Below are 18,707 nucleotides of genomic sequence, written 5' to 3' on the forward strand. Positions count from 1 at the left end.
GCGCACCGCAAGGAAGGAGGAGCCATGCGTGTCCTGGTCACCGGGACCACGGGTGTGGTCGGTCAGGAGGTCGTGCGGGCGCTCTCCCGGTTCGGGGACGACATCGAACTGGTCCGGGCCACCCGAAGACCCGCCCACCCCGACGAGGTCGCCTGGCCGATGGGTCAACAGCCCCCGCCGGAGCGGCTGCGCGGGCACTGGGACGCCGTCGTGCACACGGCCGCCTCGACCCGGTGGACCATGACCCGCGAGGAGGCGCTCGCGGCCAACGTCGCCCCGGCCGAGGCCGTGCTGGACCTCGTGGACGACCGGACGCACCTGATCCACCTGTCCACCGCCTACGCGGACGGGACCGACGCCCAGGACCACGCCGCCCCTTCCGGGTTCGGGCGCTACCGGAACGGATACGAGTGGTCCAAGGCCGAGTGCGAGGACCTGGTGCGGCGGCGCCACGGGGGGCCGCTCACGATCGTGCGCCCGCCCCTGATCATCGGGAGCCGCGCGGACGGGTCCATCGGCCGCTTCACCGGCCCCTACACGCTGGTCCAGTGCCTGGTGTCGGGGCTGGCCGCCGCGGTGGTCGGTTCCCCCGACGGCTACGCCGAGCTCGCCCCGGTCGACCAGGTGGCCGAGGTGGTCACCGAGACGGTGACAGGGCGACCGCCCTCGTCGCCGTGCACACAGGTCATCGCGGGCGGGGACCGGTGCCTGCGGCTGGGCGAGCTCCTGGACACCGTGTGCGCGACGCTGAACGAGTGGCGTGCCGAGAGGGGCATCGCCCCCATCGCGCCCCCGCCGTTCATCGCCCCCGAGCGCTGGCACCGCTTCTTCCTGCCCCTGGCGGAGGAGCACCTCTCACCCGTGCAGCTGCAGGTGGTCCGCCTCCTGGGCATGTTCGAGAGCTACACCAGCCTCGACCGTCCCTTCGTCCCCACCAGGCGGGCCGAGGATCCCGCCACGGCGCTCGCCCGGTCGGTGCGCTGGTGGGCCGACAGCCGGCCGCGCCTGGCCTCGCGGATCCCCCAGCCCTGGGGTGTCATGGCATGAGGACCACACGCACCGGACCCCGGGCCCCGCACATCCCGGGAGAGGGCGACCCGGAACAGCAAGGAGGGGACGTGCCCAGGACGAACGGGCCGGCCGCCGACACGGCCGGTGTGCGGACCGGGGCCGCGGGGCTCTTCTCGGTGATGGCGGCCTTCCCCACCGGGGTGGCGATCGTGACGACGACCGCCGAACACGGCAGGCCCGTGGGTCTGACCACGACGGCGCTGTGCAGCGTGTCCGCGCGGCCGCCGCTCCTGCTGGTCAGCATCGGCGAGCGCAGCCGCACCCTGCCCTGGTTGCGCGAGCGGCGGCGGTTCCTCGTCCACGTCATGGGCGGTGACGGCGCCGCGGGGGTCTGTGCCCGCTTCGCCTCCGCCGACGGGGACAAGTTCGCCGGGACGCCCTGGCGGTACACCGGCTCCGGGCTCCCCCTCCTGGAGGACGACGTGATCGCCTGGGGCGAGTGCGAGACCGAACAGGAGGTGGAGGCGGGGGACCACACCGTGATCGTCGGCCGCTACCTCGGGGGCGAGCGGCTCGGCGGCCCCGGACCCCTCGTCTACCACGCGCGGACCTACCGGGACACGCCGTGGGGGTGACAGGGGCGGCGCCGCCCCCGGGCGGCGGAGCCCGCCCGGTCGCGCCGCGCGACGGGGGGCCGGCCCGCGGCGCGGTCGCCGTCATCGTCAACCCCCGCGGTGAACTCCTGCTCCACCTGCGCGACGACATCGAGCACATCGCCTGGCCCGGGCACTGGTCGGTGCTCGGCGGCGGCTGCGACCCGGGCGAGGACCCGCGCACGGCGATCGTGCGCGAACTCCGGGAGGAGGCGGGGCTGGAGGTCGACGACCCCACCGCCCTGTTCGACGTCACCGACGTCCACGGCTCCGGCCAGCTGCTCACCGTCTTCCTCGCCACCTGGGAGGGGGACGCCGCCACCCTCCCGCTCGGCGAGGGCGTCGAGCTGCGCTGGTTCGCCCCCGGCGACCTGGCCCGCCTGACCATGCCCCCCTTCATCCGGCGGGCCCTGGAACGCTACCTGGCCGACCATGCGTGACCCCCTCCCGCGGGGCCGCCCCGCACACCCGGCACCGCGCCCCTACCCGACTGGACGGCCATGACCACGAGCGGCACCGACGCCACGCACCTGTTGTCCCGCGCCGACCTGGCCCTGTGCCGCGAGATCGCCGGGACCGACGCGCGGTACGCGTTGCTGAGCGGCTCCTACGCACGCGGCTGGGAGCACACGCACAGCGACGTCGACGTGGTCGTCGGGGGCCCCGGGCCGGGAAACCCCGACGGAACCGGCGCCGAACGCAGGCTCCGCTACGTGGACGGAAGGCGCTGGGAGGTCGAGTACTACCCGCCCGCGTTCGTGGACCGCCTGGCCGCGTCGGTCGAGCGGGCCGTGGCGGCGGTCGAGCGGGGCGCGGAGCCCCTGTCGGTCATCGGGTCCTACGAACTGAGCCGGGCCCTGCGGCTGCACAACGGGATCGCGCTGTTCGGCGCCGACCGGGCCGAACACCACCGGGCCCGGATGCGGGACGCGGGCCTGGAGCGGGTGGCCCTGCAACTGGCCGTCGACCACTGCGACGAGGGGTTGGACGACGCCCTGGGCCTGCTGGCCGCGGGCGACCTCCACTCGTCGGTCCAGGCGGCCGCCGCGGCCCTGGGCCACGCCGTCGACGCCTTCCTGGCCGACCACGGGGAGCTGATCCCGGGCGCCAAGTGGAGGTATCGCAAGTACCTGGCGCTCGCCGGGTCGCTGCCCGCGGAGGAGCTGCCACTGGACCCGCGGTCCTGCTGGCGCTGGCTGACCCTGGCCGACCTGGACATGTCCGCCCCCGGGCCGTGGGTGGAACGGGCGGTCGCCCAGTGCCAGAGCATCCTGTTCGACATCGCGGAAGGGAACCGGAAGAGATGACGCTGACCGACGAGCGGGTCGGAGCCTGCCCCGAAGGGCTTGTGGAGGACAGCTACCTGGCGCGGCTGGGCGACGGCGACGCCGTGTGGGCCGACGTGCGCGCACACCTGTCCGAGTCGCGGGCCATGCGGCTCCGGGAGTGCGTGTTCCTGATGCTCAAGCCCGACGCCATCGAGTCCGGGCGGCACGAGGAGGTCCTCGCCGCCATGGAGGCGGCGGGCTGGCAGCTGCTGCACGCGCACGCCGCGCTCTCGTGCGGACCGCGCCACTTCGAGGACCTGTACAAGTACAACCTCACCGTGCGCAACGAGCAGAACCAGATCGGCGTGTGGTGGCTCAACGGGCGCCTGTACGGGATGGGTCCCAGCCTGGCGCTGATGTACCGCATCCCGCCGGTCGGCGGACTCACGGCGCACCAGCAGGTCAAACGGCTGAAGGGGGCGTCGGACCCGTTCTCGGGCTCTCCCGGTGAGCTGCGCTGGGAGGCCCGCGGGTCCAACACCGCCCTGAACCTGCTGCACGCCGCGGACGACCCGATCTCCACGGCCCGGGAGTTCCTGATCTTCGGCACGCCCGAACAGCTCCGGCGGGCACTGCGCCGGGCCGACGCGATCGCCTCGGGCAAGCCGGGCGGCGGCCCGCTGCCTGGGGCCGACGTGCGGGAGCAGCTGTTCCTGACCCAGCCGGGGCGGCGCAGCCTCGACCTGGCCTCCGTGATGATCAGGGTCAAGAGCAGGATCAGGGCCGGCGAGCCCGGCGCGGCCGTCCGGAGCGCCACCGCGGGGACCTACGCGAGGTACCGGCAGATCGCGGAGCAGGACGCGGGCATCGTCAGCCGCTGGCACCGGTTCTGCGCGCTGAACGCCGAGGAGGGGCGCCTGCTCGACGGGCTGCCGCAGGGGGAGGGGGCCTCCGACCTGATGCGCCGTCTCGCCGAACCGGCCGACTACGGCTTCGAGCTGTCCGCCCAGATCCTGGCCGAGTGCGCCCGGCGGGGCCTGACGACGGACCCCTGGGAGCAGCTGGCCCTGGACACCGGCCTGTACTACCACCAGGAGCGGTCCTAGGCCGTGTTCCGCGGATCATTCCGGGCTCGCAACCGCCAGGCTGCCTCTCGCTGCGCCGACCACGCTTGGACAGCCAAACCCGGGCTGACCTGCGCTACTCGTCTTGCGAGAGATTGCTTGGAGGCCGCTCGCGGCGATCGGCGCAAGCGCCGAATCAACCGAAAGCATCCACGGAACACGCCCTGGACCCACCCCGCCGCGGGGCCGCAGGACACCGCGGCCCCCTCAGGAAAGGCTGGTCTCATGTGTGGAATAGCCGGACTCGCGCTGCCTGGGGGCAGGGTCGGTTCCGACGTGCTGGAGACGATGGCGCACCGCCAGGCGCACCGCGGCCCGGACGGGTTCGGCACCGCGCTGGCGGACTGCGGGCGGGTCGGCCTGGCCATGAACCTCCTGGCGATCATGGACCCGGCGGTGCCGCCCGGCCCCTACCGCGACGAGCGCACCGGCACGCTCCTGGTGTTCAACGGGGAGATCTACAACCACCGCGAGCTGGCGGCCCGGTGGGGCATGGCGCTGCGCCCCGGCGAGTCGGACGCGCACCTGGTCCTGCGCGCCTACGTCCGCTTCGGCGAGGAGTGCCTGGAGCACTTCGACGGCATGTTCGCCCTGGCCGTGCACGATCCCGTCCGCCAGGTGCTGTTCCTGGCCCGCGACCGGTTCGGGGAGAAACCGCTGTACTACCTCGCGGACCGGTCCCGACTGCTGTTCGCCTCCGAGGTCAAGGCCCTGGCCGCGGTCGCGGACCTGCCGGTCCGGTTCGTGCCGGAGTGGGCGGCGGTGGAGACGCCCCTGGGGAACAGGACCCCCTACGAGGGCGTGGAACTGCTGGAGGCCGGGGAACTGCTGACCCTGGACCTGCGCACCTGGCGGCGGCGGGTCCGCACGTGGTGGAGTATCGACGCGGAGCCCCGGGAGGCGCCCGAGGGGATCGGCGCCGTCCGCTCCGAGTTCGACACGCTGCTGCGCGGGGGCGTCGAACGGCGGCGCGCCGGGCCAGACTCGGCGCTCATGCTCAGCGGCGGCCTCGACTCCGCCGTCCTGGCCTTCCTCCTGCGCCCGTCGGTGCTGCTCAACGTCCGCTACCGGGGGACCTCCCGCTACGACGAGCACCCGCTGGCCGAGAAGGTCGCCGCGGCGATCGGCGCCGAACTGGTGTGCGTCGAGCCGACCGAGGAGCAGTTCCGCGACCGGGCCCCGCGGATCGTGGAGAGCCTCGACTACCCCATGGGCAACGCCAGCCTCTTCTCCGAGCTGATGCTGTACGAGGAGGCGGCCCGGCGCGGCATCCGCGTGGTACACGGCGGTATCGGACCCGACGAACTGCTCCTGGGGTACGTGCGCCACCTGCTGGCCCTGGACGGGCCGGAGGCCGTCGGCGACCCGGGGCTGGGTTCGTACCGGCCGCTGCGGGAGAAGTTCCAGCGGTCGGCGATGCGGCGGTCGGGGGCCGCGGACCGGTACTACCGGTTGACCCTGCGCGGGCCGGACACCGACTCGGCGACCCGGAGCCTGGTGCACCGGTCCTTCACCCGCTCCCGGGACCTGGGACAGGCGGTCACCCTCGTGGACATGGGGATCACCTTCCCGCCGCTCCTGCTCAGCTCGGACAAACTCGCCTCGTCCCTGGGGATCGAGCGCCGTTCCCCCTACCTGGCGCACGAGTGGGCGGAGTTCTGCTTCTGGCTGCCGGTCGGACTCAAGCGCAGGGGCACCTACACCAAGCTCCTGCTCCGGGACTTCGCCCGCGACATCGGCGTGCCGGAGGAGATCTGGGGCCAGGTGGACAAGCTGGGATTCGGCTCCCCGGTCCCCGAATGGCTGGGCTCGGGCCTGTCGGACTGGTGCGACGGCCACCTGAGCTCCCTGCAGGGCGACGGGGTCCCGCGGTTGGCCGCGCTGCTGGGACGCCGGGCCGATGCCCCGGTGTCCCGGTTCGACCGGTCGCGGTTCCACGCGCTCATGCTCTCCCTGTGGTGGCAGCGCAACGGCGCCCCCCGAGCCCGGGTCTGACCCCGGCGGCCCGGGGCGCTCCCACGGATCTCAGGCGAGCACGGCGACCAGTGCGAGGGCCACGCCGACCAGGACGGCGACGAGACCGGCCCTCCCCCCCCGGGCGGCGGGAGGCAGGGACCGGCCCGTGCGGTTCAGGCCGGGGAGGACCCCAGGCCCAGCTCCGCGGCCAGGAAGCGCCGCAGGTGGGCGCGGGCCTGCCCGATGCTCAGCGGCGGGGCGCCGCGCAGGCGGCGCAGGGCCAGACCGTCGACCAGGGCGTTGAAGCGGGTGGTGGTCTCGGCGACGTCGGGGCAGCGGAACTCCCCCTGGTCGCGGCCCCGGGCGATCAGCTCGGCCACCCGGTCCGACCACTCCTCGTACCGGCGGTGCTGGCGCGAGTCCGGCTCCAGGCTGGCGTCGGCCGCCCAGTTGTCGAACCACAGCCGCCAGTGCCGGTCGGTCTGCGCGCTGAACACGCCCTCGATGAGCGTGGTCAGCCCCTCCGCGGCGGTGGCGCACGCCAGCATCCGCTCACCGAGCGGGCGGTAGTAGGCGTCGATCTCGATCGACACCGCCTCGCTGAGGATCTCCCGCACGCCGCCGAAGTGGTACGTGACCGTGCCGACGGACACCCCCGCCGCGCGGGCGATGTCGCGCACGCCCACCCGGCTCGCCCCGCGCTCGATCACCAGCGGCACCACGGCCTCCAAAATGAGGCGCCGCCGCACCTCGGTGGGCTGGCGCGTGCGCTTGTCCGGCGCGACCGCGCGGCGCCTCGCCCCCGGCGCCCCCTCGGCCGGGCCGCTCATCCCGCGGTCCTGGGGATCTCGCGGTGCCAGCGCCGTGTGGCGACGACCTCGCCGCCGGAGCGGGCCTCCACCGTGCTGTGCACGACGAAGTGGTCCGCGGTGGCGGTCAGTTCGCTCGACGTCCGCACGGAAACGTCCCAGTCCTTCCGGCGCATGGTGATCTCCCACTCGGATCCTGCCATGGCCGACAACGGGTCGTCGAACCGGATCCGGTACCGTTCCCGCGCCCTCTCCGTGTACACGAGCCCGTTGGGGTAGGTGCGCGACCCCCCGTAGTTGGGATCGACGTCGAGCACCCACTCGCCGGTCCCCACATCGTGGGACACCAGGCGCTCGGGCCGGGCCTGCGACGTGCCCAGCTCCACCGCCAGCGGCGGCGCCTGCTCCGGCTCGTCGAACTCCACCGGCGCACGCCCCCCGTCCGTGCCCGCGGGCCGTACCGGGAGCAGCAGCACGCTCCGGTCGGGCCACACGGTCAGGGCCGGGTCGTCCGGCTGCGGCCACACCCACGGCCAGTACGCGGTCGACACCGCGACGCGGATCCGGTGCCCGGCGGGGAACGCGTACCCCGTCCCGGTGAGTTCCACCTCCACGTCCTCGGGGTTGCCCGGCTTCCACGGCACCGACCGGTCCCGGCCGTACCGGCTGCCCAGGTTCAGCACACCGCGGGTGACCAGGGTCGAGGCCCCGTCGGGGGCGACGTCGCACACGCGCACGATCACGGTGCCCCTGGGCCTGTCGGCGTCCAGCCGCAGGCGGACCCGCGCCCGGCCCAGGATCTCCACGCGCTCGGCCAGCGGACCACCGTCGAAGCACGTCGACCGCCCGTCCTCCTCCCGCTGGTCGGGAGGCAGGTCGGTGGCGTTGCCGTAGGGGAAGAACCGGCCCGCGTCGACGCCCGTGTGCTGGGGGCTGTGCACCGTCACCGGCGCGCCGCCCTCCCCGCCGAGCGCCTGCTCGGACCAGAGGGTGGCCGGGGAGGGCCAGGCGTTGTCAGTGACCCACCGGCCGGGCCGCTCCGTGTAGGCGGTCGCCGGCGGCACCGGCTCCTGCACCCACGACCGCAGCCGGGGGGTGTCCATGGCGCCGTTGTCCGCGTCCTTGAGCCAGTGGTCCCACCAGCGCAGGGTCTCCTGGAGGAAGCCGATGTGCGGGCCGGGAGGCCGCGCGATGTCGGGGTACTGGTGCGCCCAGGGCCCCAGCAGGCCGCGCACCGGGCCGGGCAGGTGCTCCACCAGCCGCAGCACCGTGTCCCGGTAGGGGTCGGCCCAGCCGCCGACGGCCAGCACCGCGGCGTCGATCGCGGAGTAGTCCTCGCACACGCTCCCGTGCCGCCAGTAGTCGTCCCGGGTCTGGTGGTCCAGCCAGGTGTGGACGAACGGCTCCAGCGCGTCGAGGCGCTCCCTCCACATCGGCAGCCACGCGTCGCCGACCGTGAGCGGATCCGGCGGACGCGACGTGAACGCCAGCATCGTGCCGGACCAGCCGGCCATGTCGATGCCCAGCACCGACCCGCCGATGTAGTGAACGTCGTTGTCGTACCGGTCGTCGGCCGAGCACACCGTGACGACCGCCTTGAGCGGCTCCGGGCGCCGGGCGGCGACCTGGAGCGAGTTGAAACCGCCCCAGGAGATGCCGAACATCCCCACCCGGCCGGTGCACCAGGGCTGCGCGGCGAGCCACTCCACGACCGCGACCCCGTCGGCGGTCTCCTGCTCGGCGTACTCGTCGAGCATCACGCCCTCGGAGTCCCCGGACCCCCGCAGGTCCACCCGCACCGACGCGTAGCCGTGGCCCGCGTAGTACGGGTGGCGCTGGGCGTCACGCGGCGACGTCCAGTCGCCCTTGCGGTAGGGCAGGTACTCCAGCAGCGCCGGGACAGGGTCCGCCAGGGCGTCCGACGGCAGCCACACGCGTGCGTGCAGCCGCGTGCCGTCGGCCATCGGGATCCAGTCCTCGCGGACCTCGACGTCGCGCGCGAAGTCCTCTCGGTAGCGCATGTTCCCCCGTTCGTCTCTCGTGTGGGCCCCGTACGCGACGGGACCGTGTGTCAGGACCGCCGGTCGGAGCCGTCGGCGTCCCACCGGCGGATGCGGTGGCCGCCGCCCAGGTCGATCCATTGCGGGTCGGGGACCCCCGCCCGGTCCTCGGGCGGGGCGGGCGCGTCCCCGGTCGGCGCGGACGCCCCCGCGGTCGCGCCGCCGTCCCCGCCCTCCCCGACCGGCCGCGGTTCCAGGACCGCGTCCAGCAGCCGCCGGGTGTAGGGGTGGTTGGGTCCGGAGAAGACCGCCGCGACCGGGCCCTCCTCCACGACCAGCCCGTCCCGCATCACCGCGACCCGGTCGGCGATCCCGCGCACCACCGCCAGGTCGTGGCTGATGAAGACGAACGCCAGGTCCCGCTCGGTGCGCAGGTCGTCCAGCAGGGCGAGCACGGACGCCTGGACCGACACGTCGAGCGCCGTGGTGACCTCGTCGGCGACCACCACGCGCGGGTCCCCGGCCAGGGCACGGGCGATGCCGATGCGCTGGCGCTGTCCGCCGGAGAGCTGCCCGGGCAGCCGGTCCGACAGCGCCGGGTCCAGGGCGACGTCCGCGATCAGCTCGCGCGCCCGGTCGTCGGCGCGGGCGCGCCCGGCCAGGCCGAAGAACCGCAGCGGCCGGCGCACCGCCTCGCGGACGATCCGCCGCGGGTTGAGGGAGGTGTCGGCGTTCTGGAACACGAGCTGGACGCGGCGGCGGACCCCCGGCGGACGCCGCCGCGCCGACGCGGCCAGGTCGCCGTCGCCGCCCCGGCGCCCGTTCCCGGCGCCGTCGGCGTCCGCGTCGAACAGGCGCATGGTTCCCGAGGAGGGTGCGCGCAGGCCCGCCAGGGACCAGGCCAGCGTCGACTTCCCGCTGCCCGACTCCCCGACCAGGGCCAGCACCTCGCCCCGGCGCAACCCGAGTGAGACTCCGCCGACGGCCCGGTGCGCCCCGTAGTCGATCGTGACGTCGCGCAGGGACACCACCTCGGGCGCGTCGTCGGGGACCGGCACGCGCTCGCGCACGGTCCGCGTCCCGTCCTCGGCGACCTCGGCCAGCCCCCGGTCGCTGACCCTCGGCACACTCGCGAGCAGGCGGCGCGTGTACGGGTGCCGCGGCGCGTCGAACAGCTCGGCCGCGCCGGCCGCCTCCACGACCTCGCCCTCCCGCATGACCACGACCTGGCCGGCCATCCGGGCCACGACCCCCAGATCATGGCTGACCAGGACCGACGTCAGACCGAACTCCTCGCCCAACCCGGCCACCAGGTCCAGGATCCGCGCCTGGGTGACCACGTCCAGAGCGGTCGTGGGCTCGTCCAGCACCAGCACCTTCGGCCGCGCCGCCAGCGCCATGGCGATCGCCACCCGCTGCTGCTGCCCGCCGGAGAGCTGGTGCGGGTACCGGCGCACGATCCCCCCGGGATCGGGCAGCCCGACCTTCTCCACCAGCGAGCGGACCCGCTCGCGCCGTCGCGCGCGCGTCAGCCCCTGCGCGAGCAGGGACTCCTCGATCTGCGTACCGACACGCATCGACGGCGTGAGGGCGTGCCCCGCGTTCTGCCCCACCATCGCGATGTCGCGGGTGCGCAGCTCCCGCAGGCCCCGTTGGTCCAGGGACAGGACGTCCTTGCCGTCGACGACCACCCGGCCGCCGGTGACCCGGGAGCCGTGCCGCAGGTGGCCGAGCAGGACCCCGGCGACGGTGGACTTGCCGCTGCCGGACTCGCCGACCACGGCCACCGTCTCCCCGGCCGCAGCCTCGAAGGACACCTCGCGAACCACGGTCACGTCGCCACCGCCGGAACGGTAGGCCACGGACAGCCCTTCGACCCGCACCAGGGGCCCGGACTCGGCGCTGCTCATGAGCTCTCCTCCACGCGGTCGACGCCCCAGGCCCGGGACAGGCCGTCGGCGGACAGGTTCAGCCCCACGACCAGGGTCGCCAGGGCGATGATCGGGGCGAGTGTCGCCCACGGCACCACGACCATGGCGGTGCGGTTCTCGGCGACCATCAGCCCCCAGTCCGGGGTGGGCGGGTTGGCGCCGAACCCGAGGAAGGACAGCGAGCTGATCAGCAGCACCACCCACGAGGCGCGCATCGCGAACTCCACCGACACCACGTGCGCGATGTTCGGCAGGACCTCGCGGACCAGGATGGAGACGGTGCGCTCACCGCGCGCCCGCGCGGCGGTCACGTAGTCGAGCGGGGCCACACCGAGCGCGGCGGCGCGCACCACACGCACCACCTGGGGCGCGTAGACCACGGTCACGGCGAGGACGATCACCGCCGGGCCCGCCCCGAGCACGGTCACCACGACGAGCAGCGCCAGGATCGGCGGAATGGCCAGGACCGCGTCCAGCACGCGCATCAGCGCGTCGTCCACCCAGCCGCCCCTGAGCGCGGCCGCGCAGCCCACGACGGTCCCCAGCGCCACCGCGCAGGCGGTCGCGGCGAACGACACCGTCAGCGCGTAGCGGCCGCCGTACAGCACCCGGCTCACCACGTCGCGGCCGTAGGCGTCGGTGCCGGCCCAGTGCTCGGCACCCGGTCCGAGGAGCGCGCTGCCGGGGTCGTTGACCGTGGGGGAGTACGAGGTGAGCAGCGGCGCGAACAGAGCCAGCAGCACGTGCAGGGCGACCAGGGTCAGGCCGACCACGGCGGGGGTGGACCGCGCCAGCGAGCGCAGCGTCACGCGGACCGTCCCGGCGGCCCTGGTGGCTCCGGCTGTTCGGGCGGGCCCGGCGGACTTGCGTGGGGAGTCGGTCATCGGGCACTCCTCTCTCCGGTGCGCAGGCGCGGATTGAGCGCCATCGCCCCCAGGTCGGCGGCGAGGTTGCACAGCACGTACACGGCCGCGCTGACCACGGCGATGGCCTGAAGGACCGGCAGGTCGCGGTTGTGCACGGCCTCCAGCAGCATCCGGCCGACGCCGGGGTAGTTGAAGACGTTCTCGACCACGGCCACACCGCCGACCAGCCACGCCACGTTGATCGCGATCACGTTCAGCGTGGGCAGCAGCGCGCTGGGCAGGGCGTGGCGCACCACGACCCGGAGGGTGCCGAGGCCCTTGAGCCGCGCGGTGGTTACGAACCCGCTCTCCATGACGTCGATGACGCTGGTCCTGGTCATCCGCACGATGTAGGCGGTCATCACCACCGACAGCGCGATGGTGGGCAGGACGACCGCGGGCAGCAGGTCGAGGACCGGCGCGGACGCCTCGTCCAGGACCACGGCCGGCAGCACCGGCACGGTGATGGACAGCGCCAGCACGAGCAGGGTCGCCACGACGAACTCCGGCACGCTCATCCCGACCAGCGTCAGGGTGGAGATCACCGTGTCCGGCCAGCGGTCCCGGTACAGGCCGGCGACGACGCCCAGCACGATCGAGGAGGTGACCGCGACGGCGACGGTGGCGACCGCGATCAGCATGGTGTTGCGCAGGTGCAGCCACAGGGTCGCGGCGACGGGTTCACCGGACACCAGGGACACCCCGAAGTCGCCGCGCACGGCACCGGCGATCCAGTCGGCGAACCGCAGGACGGCCGGACGGTTCAGCCCCATCTGCTCGCGCAGCGCGGCCACGGCGTCGGGGGTGGCGTCCTGGCCGAGCACCTGCGTGGCCACGTCGCCCGGGAGCAGCTGGACGGCGGCGAACACGATCACCGACGCCAGGAGCACGGTGACGGCCGCGGACAGCAGCCGCCTGGAGGTGTAGACGATCATCAGGGCCTCAATCCGATGTTGAGGTAGTCGAACTCGAACCCGGACTCGTGGTAGTTGAGGACGTTCCGGGAGAGGCCGACCAGCCGGTCGGCGAACATCGGGGTCATCGCGCCGCCCTCGTCCACGACCATCCGCTGGGCGTCCTGGTACAGGGTGCGGCGGCGGTCCTCGTCGGCGGTGGCGCGGGCGGCGTCGAGCAGGTCGTCGAAGGCGCCGTCGGCCCAGGCGGTCTCGTTGTAGGAGGAGCCGCTGCGGAAAACCTGGTTGAGCAGCTGGTCGGCCGGCCGCCCGGTGTACCAGTACGTCGCCATCAGCGGCTTCTGCATCCAGATCTGGGTGTAGTAGGAGTCCGCCGAGGTGTTGCGGACGGTGATGTCGATCCCGGCCTCGGCCACGGAGTCGCGGTAGGCCAGTGCCATCGGGGTGAACACCGGGTCGTAACCGGAGGTGTAGAGCTCCACACCCAGGCCCTCGTGCCCGGCCTCGGCGAGCAGCGCCCGGGCCCGGTCCGGGTCGTGTTCGACCGCGTAGTCGGTCCAGTAGGGCGTGCCGGGCGGGACCGGGTTGTCGTTGCCCGGTACGCCGGTGCCCTGGAGGGCCACGTCGATGACGTGCCGGGGGTCGTAGGCCAGCTTCATCGCCCGGCGCACGCGCGCGTCGGTGAACGGCTCGACCGTGGTGAGCATCGGCAGCACGTACCACTGGGCGTTGACCGAGCGCGCGATGGTCGCGCGGTCGGAGGCCTCCACGACGCGGGCGGTGGCGAAGTCCAGGTTGGTCTGCGAGATCAGGTCGACCTGGCCGGCCAGCAGCGCGTTGGTCCGCGCCTGGATGTCGGTCATCGAGAACATCTCGATGGCGTCCAGGGCGGGCGGCCCCTCCCAGTGGTCGTCGTGGGCAACGATCCTGCCCCTGCCGCCGGGGGAGAAGGAGTCGAGCCGGAAGGGCCCGGTGCCGATGCCGGTCGCGCCGATCGTGTCGCCGTCACCGTCGGGGACGACGTAGCAGTTGTAGTTGGTGAGCAGCGCCGGGAACTCGAAGTTGGGCGTGGTGAGCTCGACCACCAGCACGCCCTGCTCGGGGGTGTGCACCCGGCCCGGGTCGATCAGCGGGCCCAGGACCGTCCCCTGCGGCGAGGCCAGGTCGGGATCGACGATCCGGCGGAGCGTGTAGGCGGCGTCCGCGGAGGTGAAGCGGCGGCCGTCGTGGAAGCGGACCCCGTCGCGCAGCCGGAAGGTCCACACCAGGCCGGCGTCGTCGGACTCCCACCCCGTGGCCAGGTCGGGCACGGTCTGCCCGTCCTGGTCCATCCGGACCAGCCGGTTGTACAGGGCCCCGAGGTACTCGTAGGCCGACAGGGAGCTGGCCGGGTCCAGGGTCTCGGCCTGCGACGCCGGCGGCCGGGCCATGCGCAGCACGCCGCCGTCGGCAGTGGCGCCCGTGGCGGCGGCCTCGGGGAGCGCCGGCGCCGCCTGCTGACCGGACGCGGCGCAGCCGGGGAGCAGGACCGCGGCCCCGAGCGCCCCGGCTCCCCCCAACAGGGCGGTTCTGCGCGGGATCCGCGGCGGGGCGCCCCCGGCCCCCGGTGAACGCGGCATGTCTTGCCTTCCGTGGTGTGCTGCGAACAGGTTAATCGTTCAGTGAACGATTGATGCGATTCTTGCACGATAGAGGTCGGACGCCGATGGTTCAACGGGCGGCAGAGCGGGTAAATGAAACCGGCCACGTGTCTCCGCCACGGATCACCGCAGGTCGGGCGCGTGGGGGAGGGCCGGGCGGGGCCTGCGTCATGTGACGGCGGTGCGCGGTGGTCGGAGTGCGTGGCCCGGCGCGGCCGGGCCCGAGGCGGGCCGCGCCTGGGCGGGGCGGCACATCCCCGCGTGGGTCACCGGCGCTTGGGCGTTCCCGGCCCTGCGCGGCCTCGACACACACGCGGGCGTCGGTCCGACCTTTCTCGGGGAAAGGGTATGCCGAATCCAGTGGGCTGACCACAAACGTTTCCGATGTGACGCAAGGGGGTCCGCCCCGGATGATCTTGTACTTGTAGCGGGTTCGGGCACCCGAACTCGCTACAAGTACAAGATCACGACAGGAGGGGTGGAGTAGCGAACCTTTCCGGTCACAGCACTATTCGGCCAGAATCCAGAACGCGGCGAAGCCCGCGAGGACGAACACCAGCGTCGCATAGCTGTAGAGCATCCATTTCTCCCGCAGGGAGAGCTCGTACTCCTCGCCGGCCGTCTCCTTCTGCTGCGCCGCCACCACCACGGGGCGGAAGGGGAGTATCAGCACGGCCAGGGGCAGGACCGCGGCGGTGTACAGCACCAGGGCCTCGTACCCCGTATTCCCCCGCTGGCCGGTCCCCAGCAGGATGGTCCCGGCCCCGAGGAGCGCCATAAGCCCGAACGCGAGCAGAGAGGATTTCAGATGCCTGCCGACAAAGTAAACAGAAAGGGGTACCAGCAGGGTGCACGCGATCGCGATGGTCCTCCACTGCTCCACCGTCAGGTATTCAGCACGCATGTCTTGCTTTCTACTGAAGTCCACCGTTTCGTTTTATTCTAGTCGGTTGCCGGATCTGGTCGGCTGTCAGGGCTGTCGCATTCCCGGTGGGCGATGATGTTCGTGCTGGCCAGGGGATCCTGGTCACCACCAGCGATCGGGTGGATGCCTCGGGGCCTCGATGCTCGGCTTCCCGGCATCGCGGACGCGAGCGGTGACGCCTCGCCCGCACACTCGCGGTCACCGACGGAGACCGCGAGCCACGGGCTCAGCCCGCTCGACCCGCCGAACCCCCGCCCTACCCGGGTGGGAAGGCCTCCACCACGCCCGGCGGGGACACCTCTTCGCCGCCGACACGCCACACGCGGGCCCTGCCCGCGCCCACACCCGCGGGAACCTACAGTCGGCGGTAGTCCGGCAGGTGGCCGACGGGTCTTCCGGGAGGCTGGGAGAGGCGTCCCGGGGCAGGACCGGTCCCGTCAGGGTGCCGTTGCCGCCCCGGTGCCCGCCCCCTGGACCACCCACCCCGGGGCAGGTACCGGGCACCGCACAGCGCGCCCCGGACGAGGGGCCGGCGTCGAAGGGTCAGGGGGAACGCGTGGCCGGTGACAGAACCGATCAGGAGCGGGCCTACGCCCTGCTCGACCTGGGGGACGAGATCGTCCACGCCCGGGCGTTGCAGATCGCGGCCGAACTGGGGCTTGCCGACCTGCTCGCCTCGGGGCCGTGCCCGGCCGAGGACCTGGCGGAGCGGACGGACTCCGACCCCGGGGCCCTCCACCGCCTGATGCGGCTGCTGGCCTCCCGCGGGATCTTCCACGAGACCGGGCCCGGTGTCTTCGGGCTGACGGCGATGGGCGGTCCGCTGCGCTCCGACCACCCGGCCTCCGTGCGTTCGGTCCTGGCCCTGGCGGGAACGGTCGCCCCACTGGTCCTGGGCGGGGTCCGGCACAGCCTGCGCACCGGTGAGGCCACCTTCCCGGAGGTCGCGGGAGAGCACATCTACGACTACATGGCGCACCACCCCGAACACGGGCGCCTGTTCGACGAGGCGATGCGGGAACTGACCCGTGTCGCGGTGCCCGCGGTGCTCGACGCCTACGACTTCGCGGGCGCCTCCCGCATCGTCGACGTCGGGGGCGGTTCAGGGGCTCTGCTGAGCGCGGTCCTGCACCGTGAGCCCGGCGCGAGCGGAATCCTCTTCGACACCCCCGGGGTCGTGGATGCCGCACGGGAGAGGACCCGGGACGAGGGCCTGGCCGGCCGGTGTTCGGTGGTCGGCGGGGACTTCTTCCGCGAGGTACCGGCGGGCGGTGACCTCTACGTACTGAAGTGGGTCCTGCACAACTGGTCCGACGAACGTGCGACCGCCCTCCTGCGCGGCTGCCGCAGAGCCATGGGCGAGGACGCGAAACTCCTCGTCATCGAGTCGGTGCTGCCCTCGGACGGCACCTCCCACCCGGGAAAGGCCATGGACCTGTCCATGCTCGTCCTCTCCGGCGGGCGGGAACGCACCGAGGAGCAGTTCGCCGAGCTGCTGGCCGGGGCCGGCCTGGGGCTCGAACGCGTGGTCCCGACGTCTTCGCCGCACAGCCTCGTCGAGGCGGCCCCCCGGTGAACCGCTCCCGGCGCGCCCCTCCGCCGAGGAGGCCGGGCGCCGGGGTCAGCGCCCCTGGCCCAGCCAGACCGGGGTGATGTCCACCGATCGGATCAGCCAGGTCGTGCCCACCCGCCGGTAGGTGTTGTCGTACCGGCCACCGACCGACCACCAGTCCCCGGGGTCGTCCGCACTGCGAAGGTGGACGGCGTGCATGGAGGAACGGGAGGTGGCACGGTCCCCGCTGACCTCCACCCGGTGGTTCGCGCTCAGATGGTGGGTCCGGTGGTAGCGCCCCAGGTCGGCCGCCACATACTCGGCAAGGCCGGCGCGGCCGCTGTGCTCCGCTCCCGGCATGCGCAGGACCCCGTCCTCGGTGAACAACGCGGCGTATCCGGCGAAGTCCCGGTCATCGAGGCAGCGGACGAACTCGGCCAGCAGGTCGCAGATGTCGGCGCGGTCGAACAGCGAACGCAGGCGCGCGGCTTCCTCGTGCACGGTCCCTCCCGTATTCTCCGGTCCGACGGCGTGGTTCACCTGCCCCGCAGCAGGGCGGTGTACAGGGTCAGCCCGGGGCCGAACGTCATGGCGACCCCGTGTTGTCCGGGCGCCAGCGGCGTGGTGTTCTGGAGTTCGGCGATGACGAGCGGGAGCCCGGCGGAGGAGCAGTTCCCGTACTCCTGGAGGACGTGTCGGGAGGCCCGGGTCGCCGAAGGGCCGAGGGAGAGGCTCTTCTCGGCGGCGTCGATGATGCGCCGCCCCCCGGGGTGGACCGCCCACCAGCCGATACCCCCCGGAGTCAGTCCGTGCGGGGAGAGCAGATCGGTGACCAGTCCGGGCAGACAGGTGGCGATCAGGTCGGGGATGGCCGCGGAGAGCCCCATCCTGAAGCCCTGGTCTCCGACTTCCCACGTCATGTGCTCTTCGTGCCCTTGGTCGGTGTGGGAGGCCAGGTCCAGCACGACCGGTGCGGACCGGGTGCTTGCCGACCGGCCTGCGTCCCCCTCGACGACCAGGGCCACGGCCGCGTCACCGAACAGGGAGTTGATGACGAACTGCTCCGTGTCCCAGGGCGGGGGCTGAAGGTGCAACGAGGACAGTTCGAGGCTGAGCAGTACCGCGGGCTCCGGGTGGCATCCGGCGAAGTCCACACACGCGGCCAGACCGGGAAGCGCGGCGAAGCATCCCATGTGGCCGACCACGAGCCGCCGTGTGGAGGGGCGCATCCCCAGGTCCCGGAGCAGCCGGGAGTCGACCCCGGGGGTTCCGTAACCGGTCGAGGAGACAAGGCACAGCAGACCGACCTCCTTCGCCGGCACCCCGGCCAGGTCGAGTGCTCCCCCGACCGCTTCCGTCGCCAGGGGCAGGCCCTCCTCCTGGAACCGGCGCATTCGGGGGGCCGTGGACCAGTGCGAGACGTCCTCGACCCTGGGGTCGATCACCAGGTGGCGTCTGCGGATTCCCGAACCCGCCAGGATCTTGTGCAGAACCTGGTCCCCGGCGTGCTCGGCGGGCAGCAGGCCGGTCAGTTCCGCCTGGTCCAGGGCAGCGGCCGGCAGGGCCGTGTGGATACTGCTGATCTGTACCGCTTCCATACCAGAAGCCTCCTCGCCGCCCCGGTGTACGCCGCACCACCGCCATCACCGGGCGCCCGCCGCTCGTTCCGGTCGCGGAACGTGTCCCAGCCCTTCCCACCCGTGTACTGCTCTACCCAGAATCGCGAAACGCCCCGTGACCAGGGCCGGGTCTGCTTTCCTTGCGGCGGAGCAGGTATGTGTTCCCGCGCCGCATCCGGTGCGGCGGTTCCGCTCCAAGAGTGGTGCCGGGGCGGGGAACGTGTCTGCTGGTGAACCCAGGCCTCAGGAAGGCCACCAGACTCCACTTCCTCGCGGAACCGGAATCGGTCGAGCCCGGGGGGAGCGGCCTCCTCCGGCACCCCCGGCGTGGGGAGAACCACGGTTGGTGGACATGTCCCGGCACGGAGGGCCGGCCGAATCCTCCCCGTCGGTCTTTCGC

The 18,707-nt window shown here is 73.1% G+C and carries 16 protein-coding genes; 7 read left to right on the top strand and 9 right to left on the bottom strand.

Translation table 11 applies throughout. The features are described from left to right. Positions 1-24: 24 nt before the first annotated feature. From ACFWTE_RS16905 to asnB, 6 genes are all read left to right on the top strand, one after another. Entirely contained in the window at positions 25-1,047 is a 1,023-nt protein-coding gene (locus tag ACFWTE_RS16905; protein WP_378780373.1) for an SDR family oxidoreductase, read from the top strand. Positions 1,048-1,118: 71 nt separating this feature from the next. After that, the gene (locus ACFWTE_RS16910) at positions 1,119-1,646 is read left to right on the top strand and encodes a flavin reductase family protein (protein WP_378780374.1); all 528 of its coding nucleotides are present in this window, start codon (positions 1,119-1,121) and stop codon (positions 1,644-1,646) included. Further along, the gene (locus tag ACFWTE_RS16915; RefSeq protein ID WP_378780375.1) at positions 1,643-2,104 is read left to right on the top strand and encodes an NUDIX domain-containing protein; all 462 of its coding nucleotides are present in this window, start codon (positions 1,643-1,645) and stop codon (positions 2,102-2,104) included. Before ACFWTE_RS16910 ends, ACFWTE_RS16915 begins: the two co-directional genes overlap by 4 nt. Before the next feature lie 60 nt (positions 2,105-2,164). Further along, on the top strand, positions 2,165-2,971 hold the full coding sequence (locus ACFWTE_RS16920) for a hypothetical protein (RefSeq protein WP_378780376.1): 807 nt from the start codon (positions 2,165-2,167) through the stop codon (positions 2,969-2,971). Then, positions 2,968-4,038 (top strand): nucleoside-diphosphate kinase, encoded by a 1,071-nt coding sequence (locus tag ACFWTE_RS16925; protein ID WP_378780377.1) that lies wholly within the window; start codon positions 2,968-2,970, stop codon positions 4,036-4,038. The genes ACFWTE_RS16920 and ACFWTE_RS16925 overlap by 4 nt, the downstream gene beginning before the upstream one ends. A gap of 243 nt (positions 4,039-4,281) precedes the next feature. After that, positions 4,282-6,051 carry an asparagine synthase (glutamine-hydrolyzing) gene (gene asnB / locus ACFWTE_RS16930; RefSeq protein WP_378780378.1) on the top strand — a complete coding sequence of 590 codons (1,770 nt, stop codon included), beginning with the start codon at positions 4,282-4,284 and terminating at the stop codon, positions 6,049-6,051. Positions 6,052-6,185: 134 nt separating this feature from the next. On the opposite strand, the gene ACFWTE_RS16935 is transcribed toward asnB, so the two are convergent. The 7 genes from ACFWTE_RS16935 to ACFWTE_RS16965 form a co-directional block, all read right to left on the bottom strand. Then, a complete protein-coding gene (locus ACFWTE_RS16935; protein ID WP_378780379.1) occupies positions 6,186-6,842 on the bottom strand; it encodes a TetR/AcrR family transcriptional regulator in 657 nt (218 codons plus the stop codon). After that, positions 6,839-8,842, bottom strand: coding sequence for a CocE/NonD family hydrolase (locus ACFWTE_RS16940; protein WP_378780380.1), 2,004 nt, complete (start codon positions 8,840-8,842; stop codon positions 6,839-6,841). The genes ACFWTE_RS16935 and ACFWTE_RS16940 overlap by 4 nt, the downstream gene beginning before the upstream one ends. A gap of 50 nt (positions 8,843-8,892) precedes the next feature. Next, positions 8,893-10,731, bottom strand: a complete 1,839-nt coding sequence (locus ACFWTE_RS16945; RefSeq protein WP_378780382.1) for a dipeptide ABC transporter ATP-binding protein — start codon at positions 10,729-10,731, stop codon at positions 8,893-8,895. Further along, positions 10,728-11,636: an ABC transporter permease gene (locus ACFWTE_RS16950; protein WP_378780383.1), complete on the bottom strand. Its 909-nt coding sequence runs from the start codon at positions 11,634-11,636 to the stop codon at positions 10,728-10,730. Before ACFWTE_RS16950 ends, ACFWTE_RS16945 begins: the two co-directional genes overlap by 4 nt. Further along, a complete protein-coding gene (locus tag ACFWTE_RS16955) occupies positions 11,633-12,592 on the bottom strand; it encodes an ABC transporter permease (protein WP_378780384.1) in 960 nt (319 codons plus the stop codon). Before ACFWTE_RS16955 ends, ACFWTE_RS16950 begins: the two co-directional genes overlap by 4 nt. Beyond that, the gene (locus tag ACFWTE_RS16960; protein WP_378780385.1) at positions 12,592-14,190 is read right to left on the bottom strand and encodes an ABC transporter substrate-binding protein; all 1,599 of its coding nucleotides are present in this window, start codon (positions 14,188-14,190) and stop codon (positions 12,592-12,594) included. Before ACFWTE_RS16960 ends, ACFWTE_RS16955 begins: the two co-directional genes overlap by 1 nt. 529 nt (positions 14,191-14,719) lie before the next feature. Beyond that, on the bottom strand, positions 14,720-15,115 hold the full coding sequence (locus ACFWTE_RS16965; RefSeq protein ID WP_378780386.1) for a hypothetical protein: 396 nt from the start codon (positions 15,113-15,115) through the stop codon (positions 14,720-14,722). Positions 15,116-15,692: 577 nt separating this feature from the next. Between ACFWTE_RS16965 and ACFWTE_RS16970 the strand changes: the two genes are divergently transcribed. Then, positions 15,693-16,712 carry a methyltransferase gene (locus tag ACFWTE_RS16970; protein ID WP_378780387.1) on the top strand — a complete coding sequence of 340 codons (1,020 nt, stop codon included), beginning with the start codon at positions 15,693-15,695 and terminating at the stop codon, positions 16,710-16,712. 45 nt (positions 16,713-16,757) lie between these two features. Here ACFWTE_RS16970 and ACFWTE_RS16975 read toward each other — a convergent pair whose 3' ends face one another. Further along, positions 16,758-17,189: a nuclear transport factor 2 family protein gene (locus ACFWTE_RS16975; protein ID WP_378780388.1), complete on the bottom strand. Its 432-nt coding sequence runs from the start codon at positions 17,187-17,189 to the stop codon at positions 16,758-16,760. 35 nt (positions 17,190-17,224) lie between these two features. Beyond that, positions 17,225-18,286, bottom strand: coding sequence for a type III polyketide synthase (locus ACFWTE_RS16980; protein ID WP_378780389.1), 1,062 nt, complete (start codon positions 18,284-18,286; stop codon positions 17,225-17,227). Positions 18,287-18,707: the final 421 nt, after the last annotated feature.

Origin of the sequence: Nocardiopsis sp. NPDC058631 (genome assembly GCF_042716955.1) — a bacterium.
Lineage (GTDB): Bacteria > Actinomycetota > Actinomycetes > Streptosporangiales > Streptosporangiaceae > Nocardiopsis.

What these genes read in the sequence shown, in the direction of transcription:
- ACFWTE_RS16905 (WP_378780373.1), top strand. Translation starts at nt 25, where the DNA reads ATGCGTGTCCTGGTCACCGGGACCACGGGTGTGGTCGGTCAGGAGGTC.
- ACFWTE_RS16920 (WP_378780376.1), top strand. Translation starts at nt 2,165, where the DNA reads ATGACCACGAGCGGCACCGACGCCACGCACCTGTTGTCCCGCGCCGAC.
- ACFWTE_RS16925 (WP_378780377.1), top strand. Translation starts at nt 2,968, where the DNA reads ATGACGCTGACCGACGAGCGGGTCGGAGCCTGCCCCGAAGGGCTTGTG.
- asnB (WP_378780378.1), top strand. Translation starts at nt 4,282, where the DNA reads ATGTGTGGAATAGCCGGACTCGCGCTGCCTGGGGGCAGGGTCGGTTCC.
- ACFWTE_RS16935 (WP_378780379.1), bottom strand. Translation starts at nt 6,842, where the DNA reads ATGAGCGGCCCGGCCGAGGGGGCGCCGGGGGCGAGGCGCCGCGCGGTC.
- ACFWTE_RS16940 (WP_378780380.1), bottom strand. Translation starts at nt 8,842, where the DNA reads ATGCGCTACCGAGAGGACTTCGCGCGCGACGTCGAGGTCCGCGAGGAC.
- ACFWTE_RS16945 (WP_378780382.1), bottom strand. Translation starts at nt 10,731, where the DNA reads ATGAGCAGCGCCGAGTCCGGGCCCCTGGTGCGGGTCGAAGGGCTGTCC.
- ACFWTE_RS16950 (WP_378780383.1), bottom strand. Translation starts at nt 11,636, where the DNA reads ATGACCGACTCCCCACGCAAGTCCGCCGGGCCCGCCCGAACAGCCGGA.
- ACFWTE_RS16955 (WP_378780384.1), bottom strand. Translation starts at nt 12,592, where the DNA reads ATGATCGTCTACACCTCCAGGCGGCTGCTGTCCGCGGCCGTCACCGTG.
- ACFWTE_RS16960 (WP_378780385.1), bottom strand. Translation starts at nt 14,190, where the DNA reads ATGCCGCGTTCACCGGGGGCCGGGGGCGCCCCGCCGCGGATCCCGCGC.
- ACFWTE_RS16965 (WP_378780386.1), bottom strand. Translation starts at nt 15,115, where the DNA reads ATGCGTGCTGAATACCTGACGGTGGAGCAGTGGAGGACCATCGCGATC.
- ACFWTE_RS16980 (WP_378780389.1), bottom strand. Translation starts at nt 18,286, where the DNA reads ATGGAAGCGGTACAGATCAGCAGTATCCACACGGCCCTGCCGGCCGCT.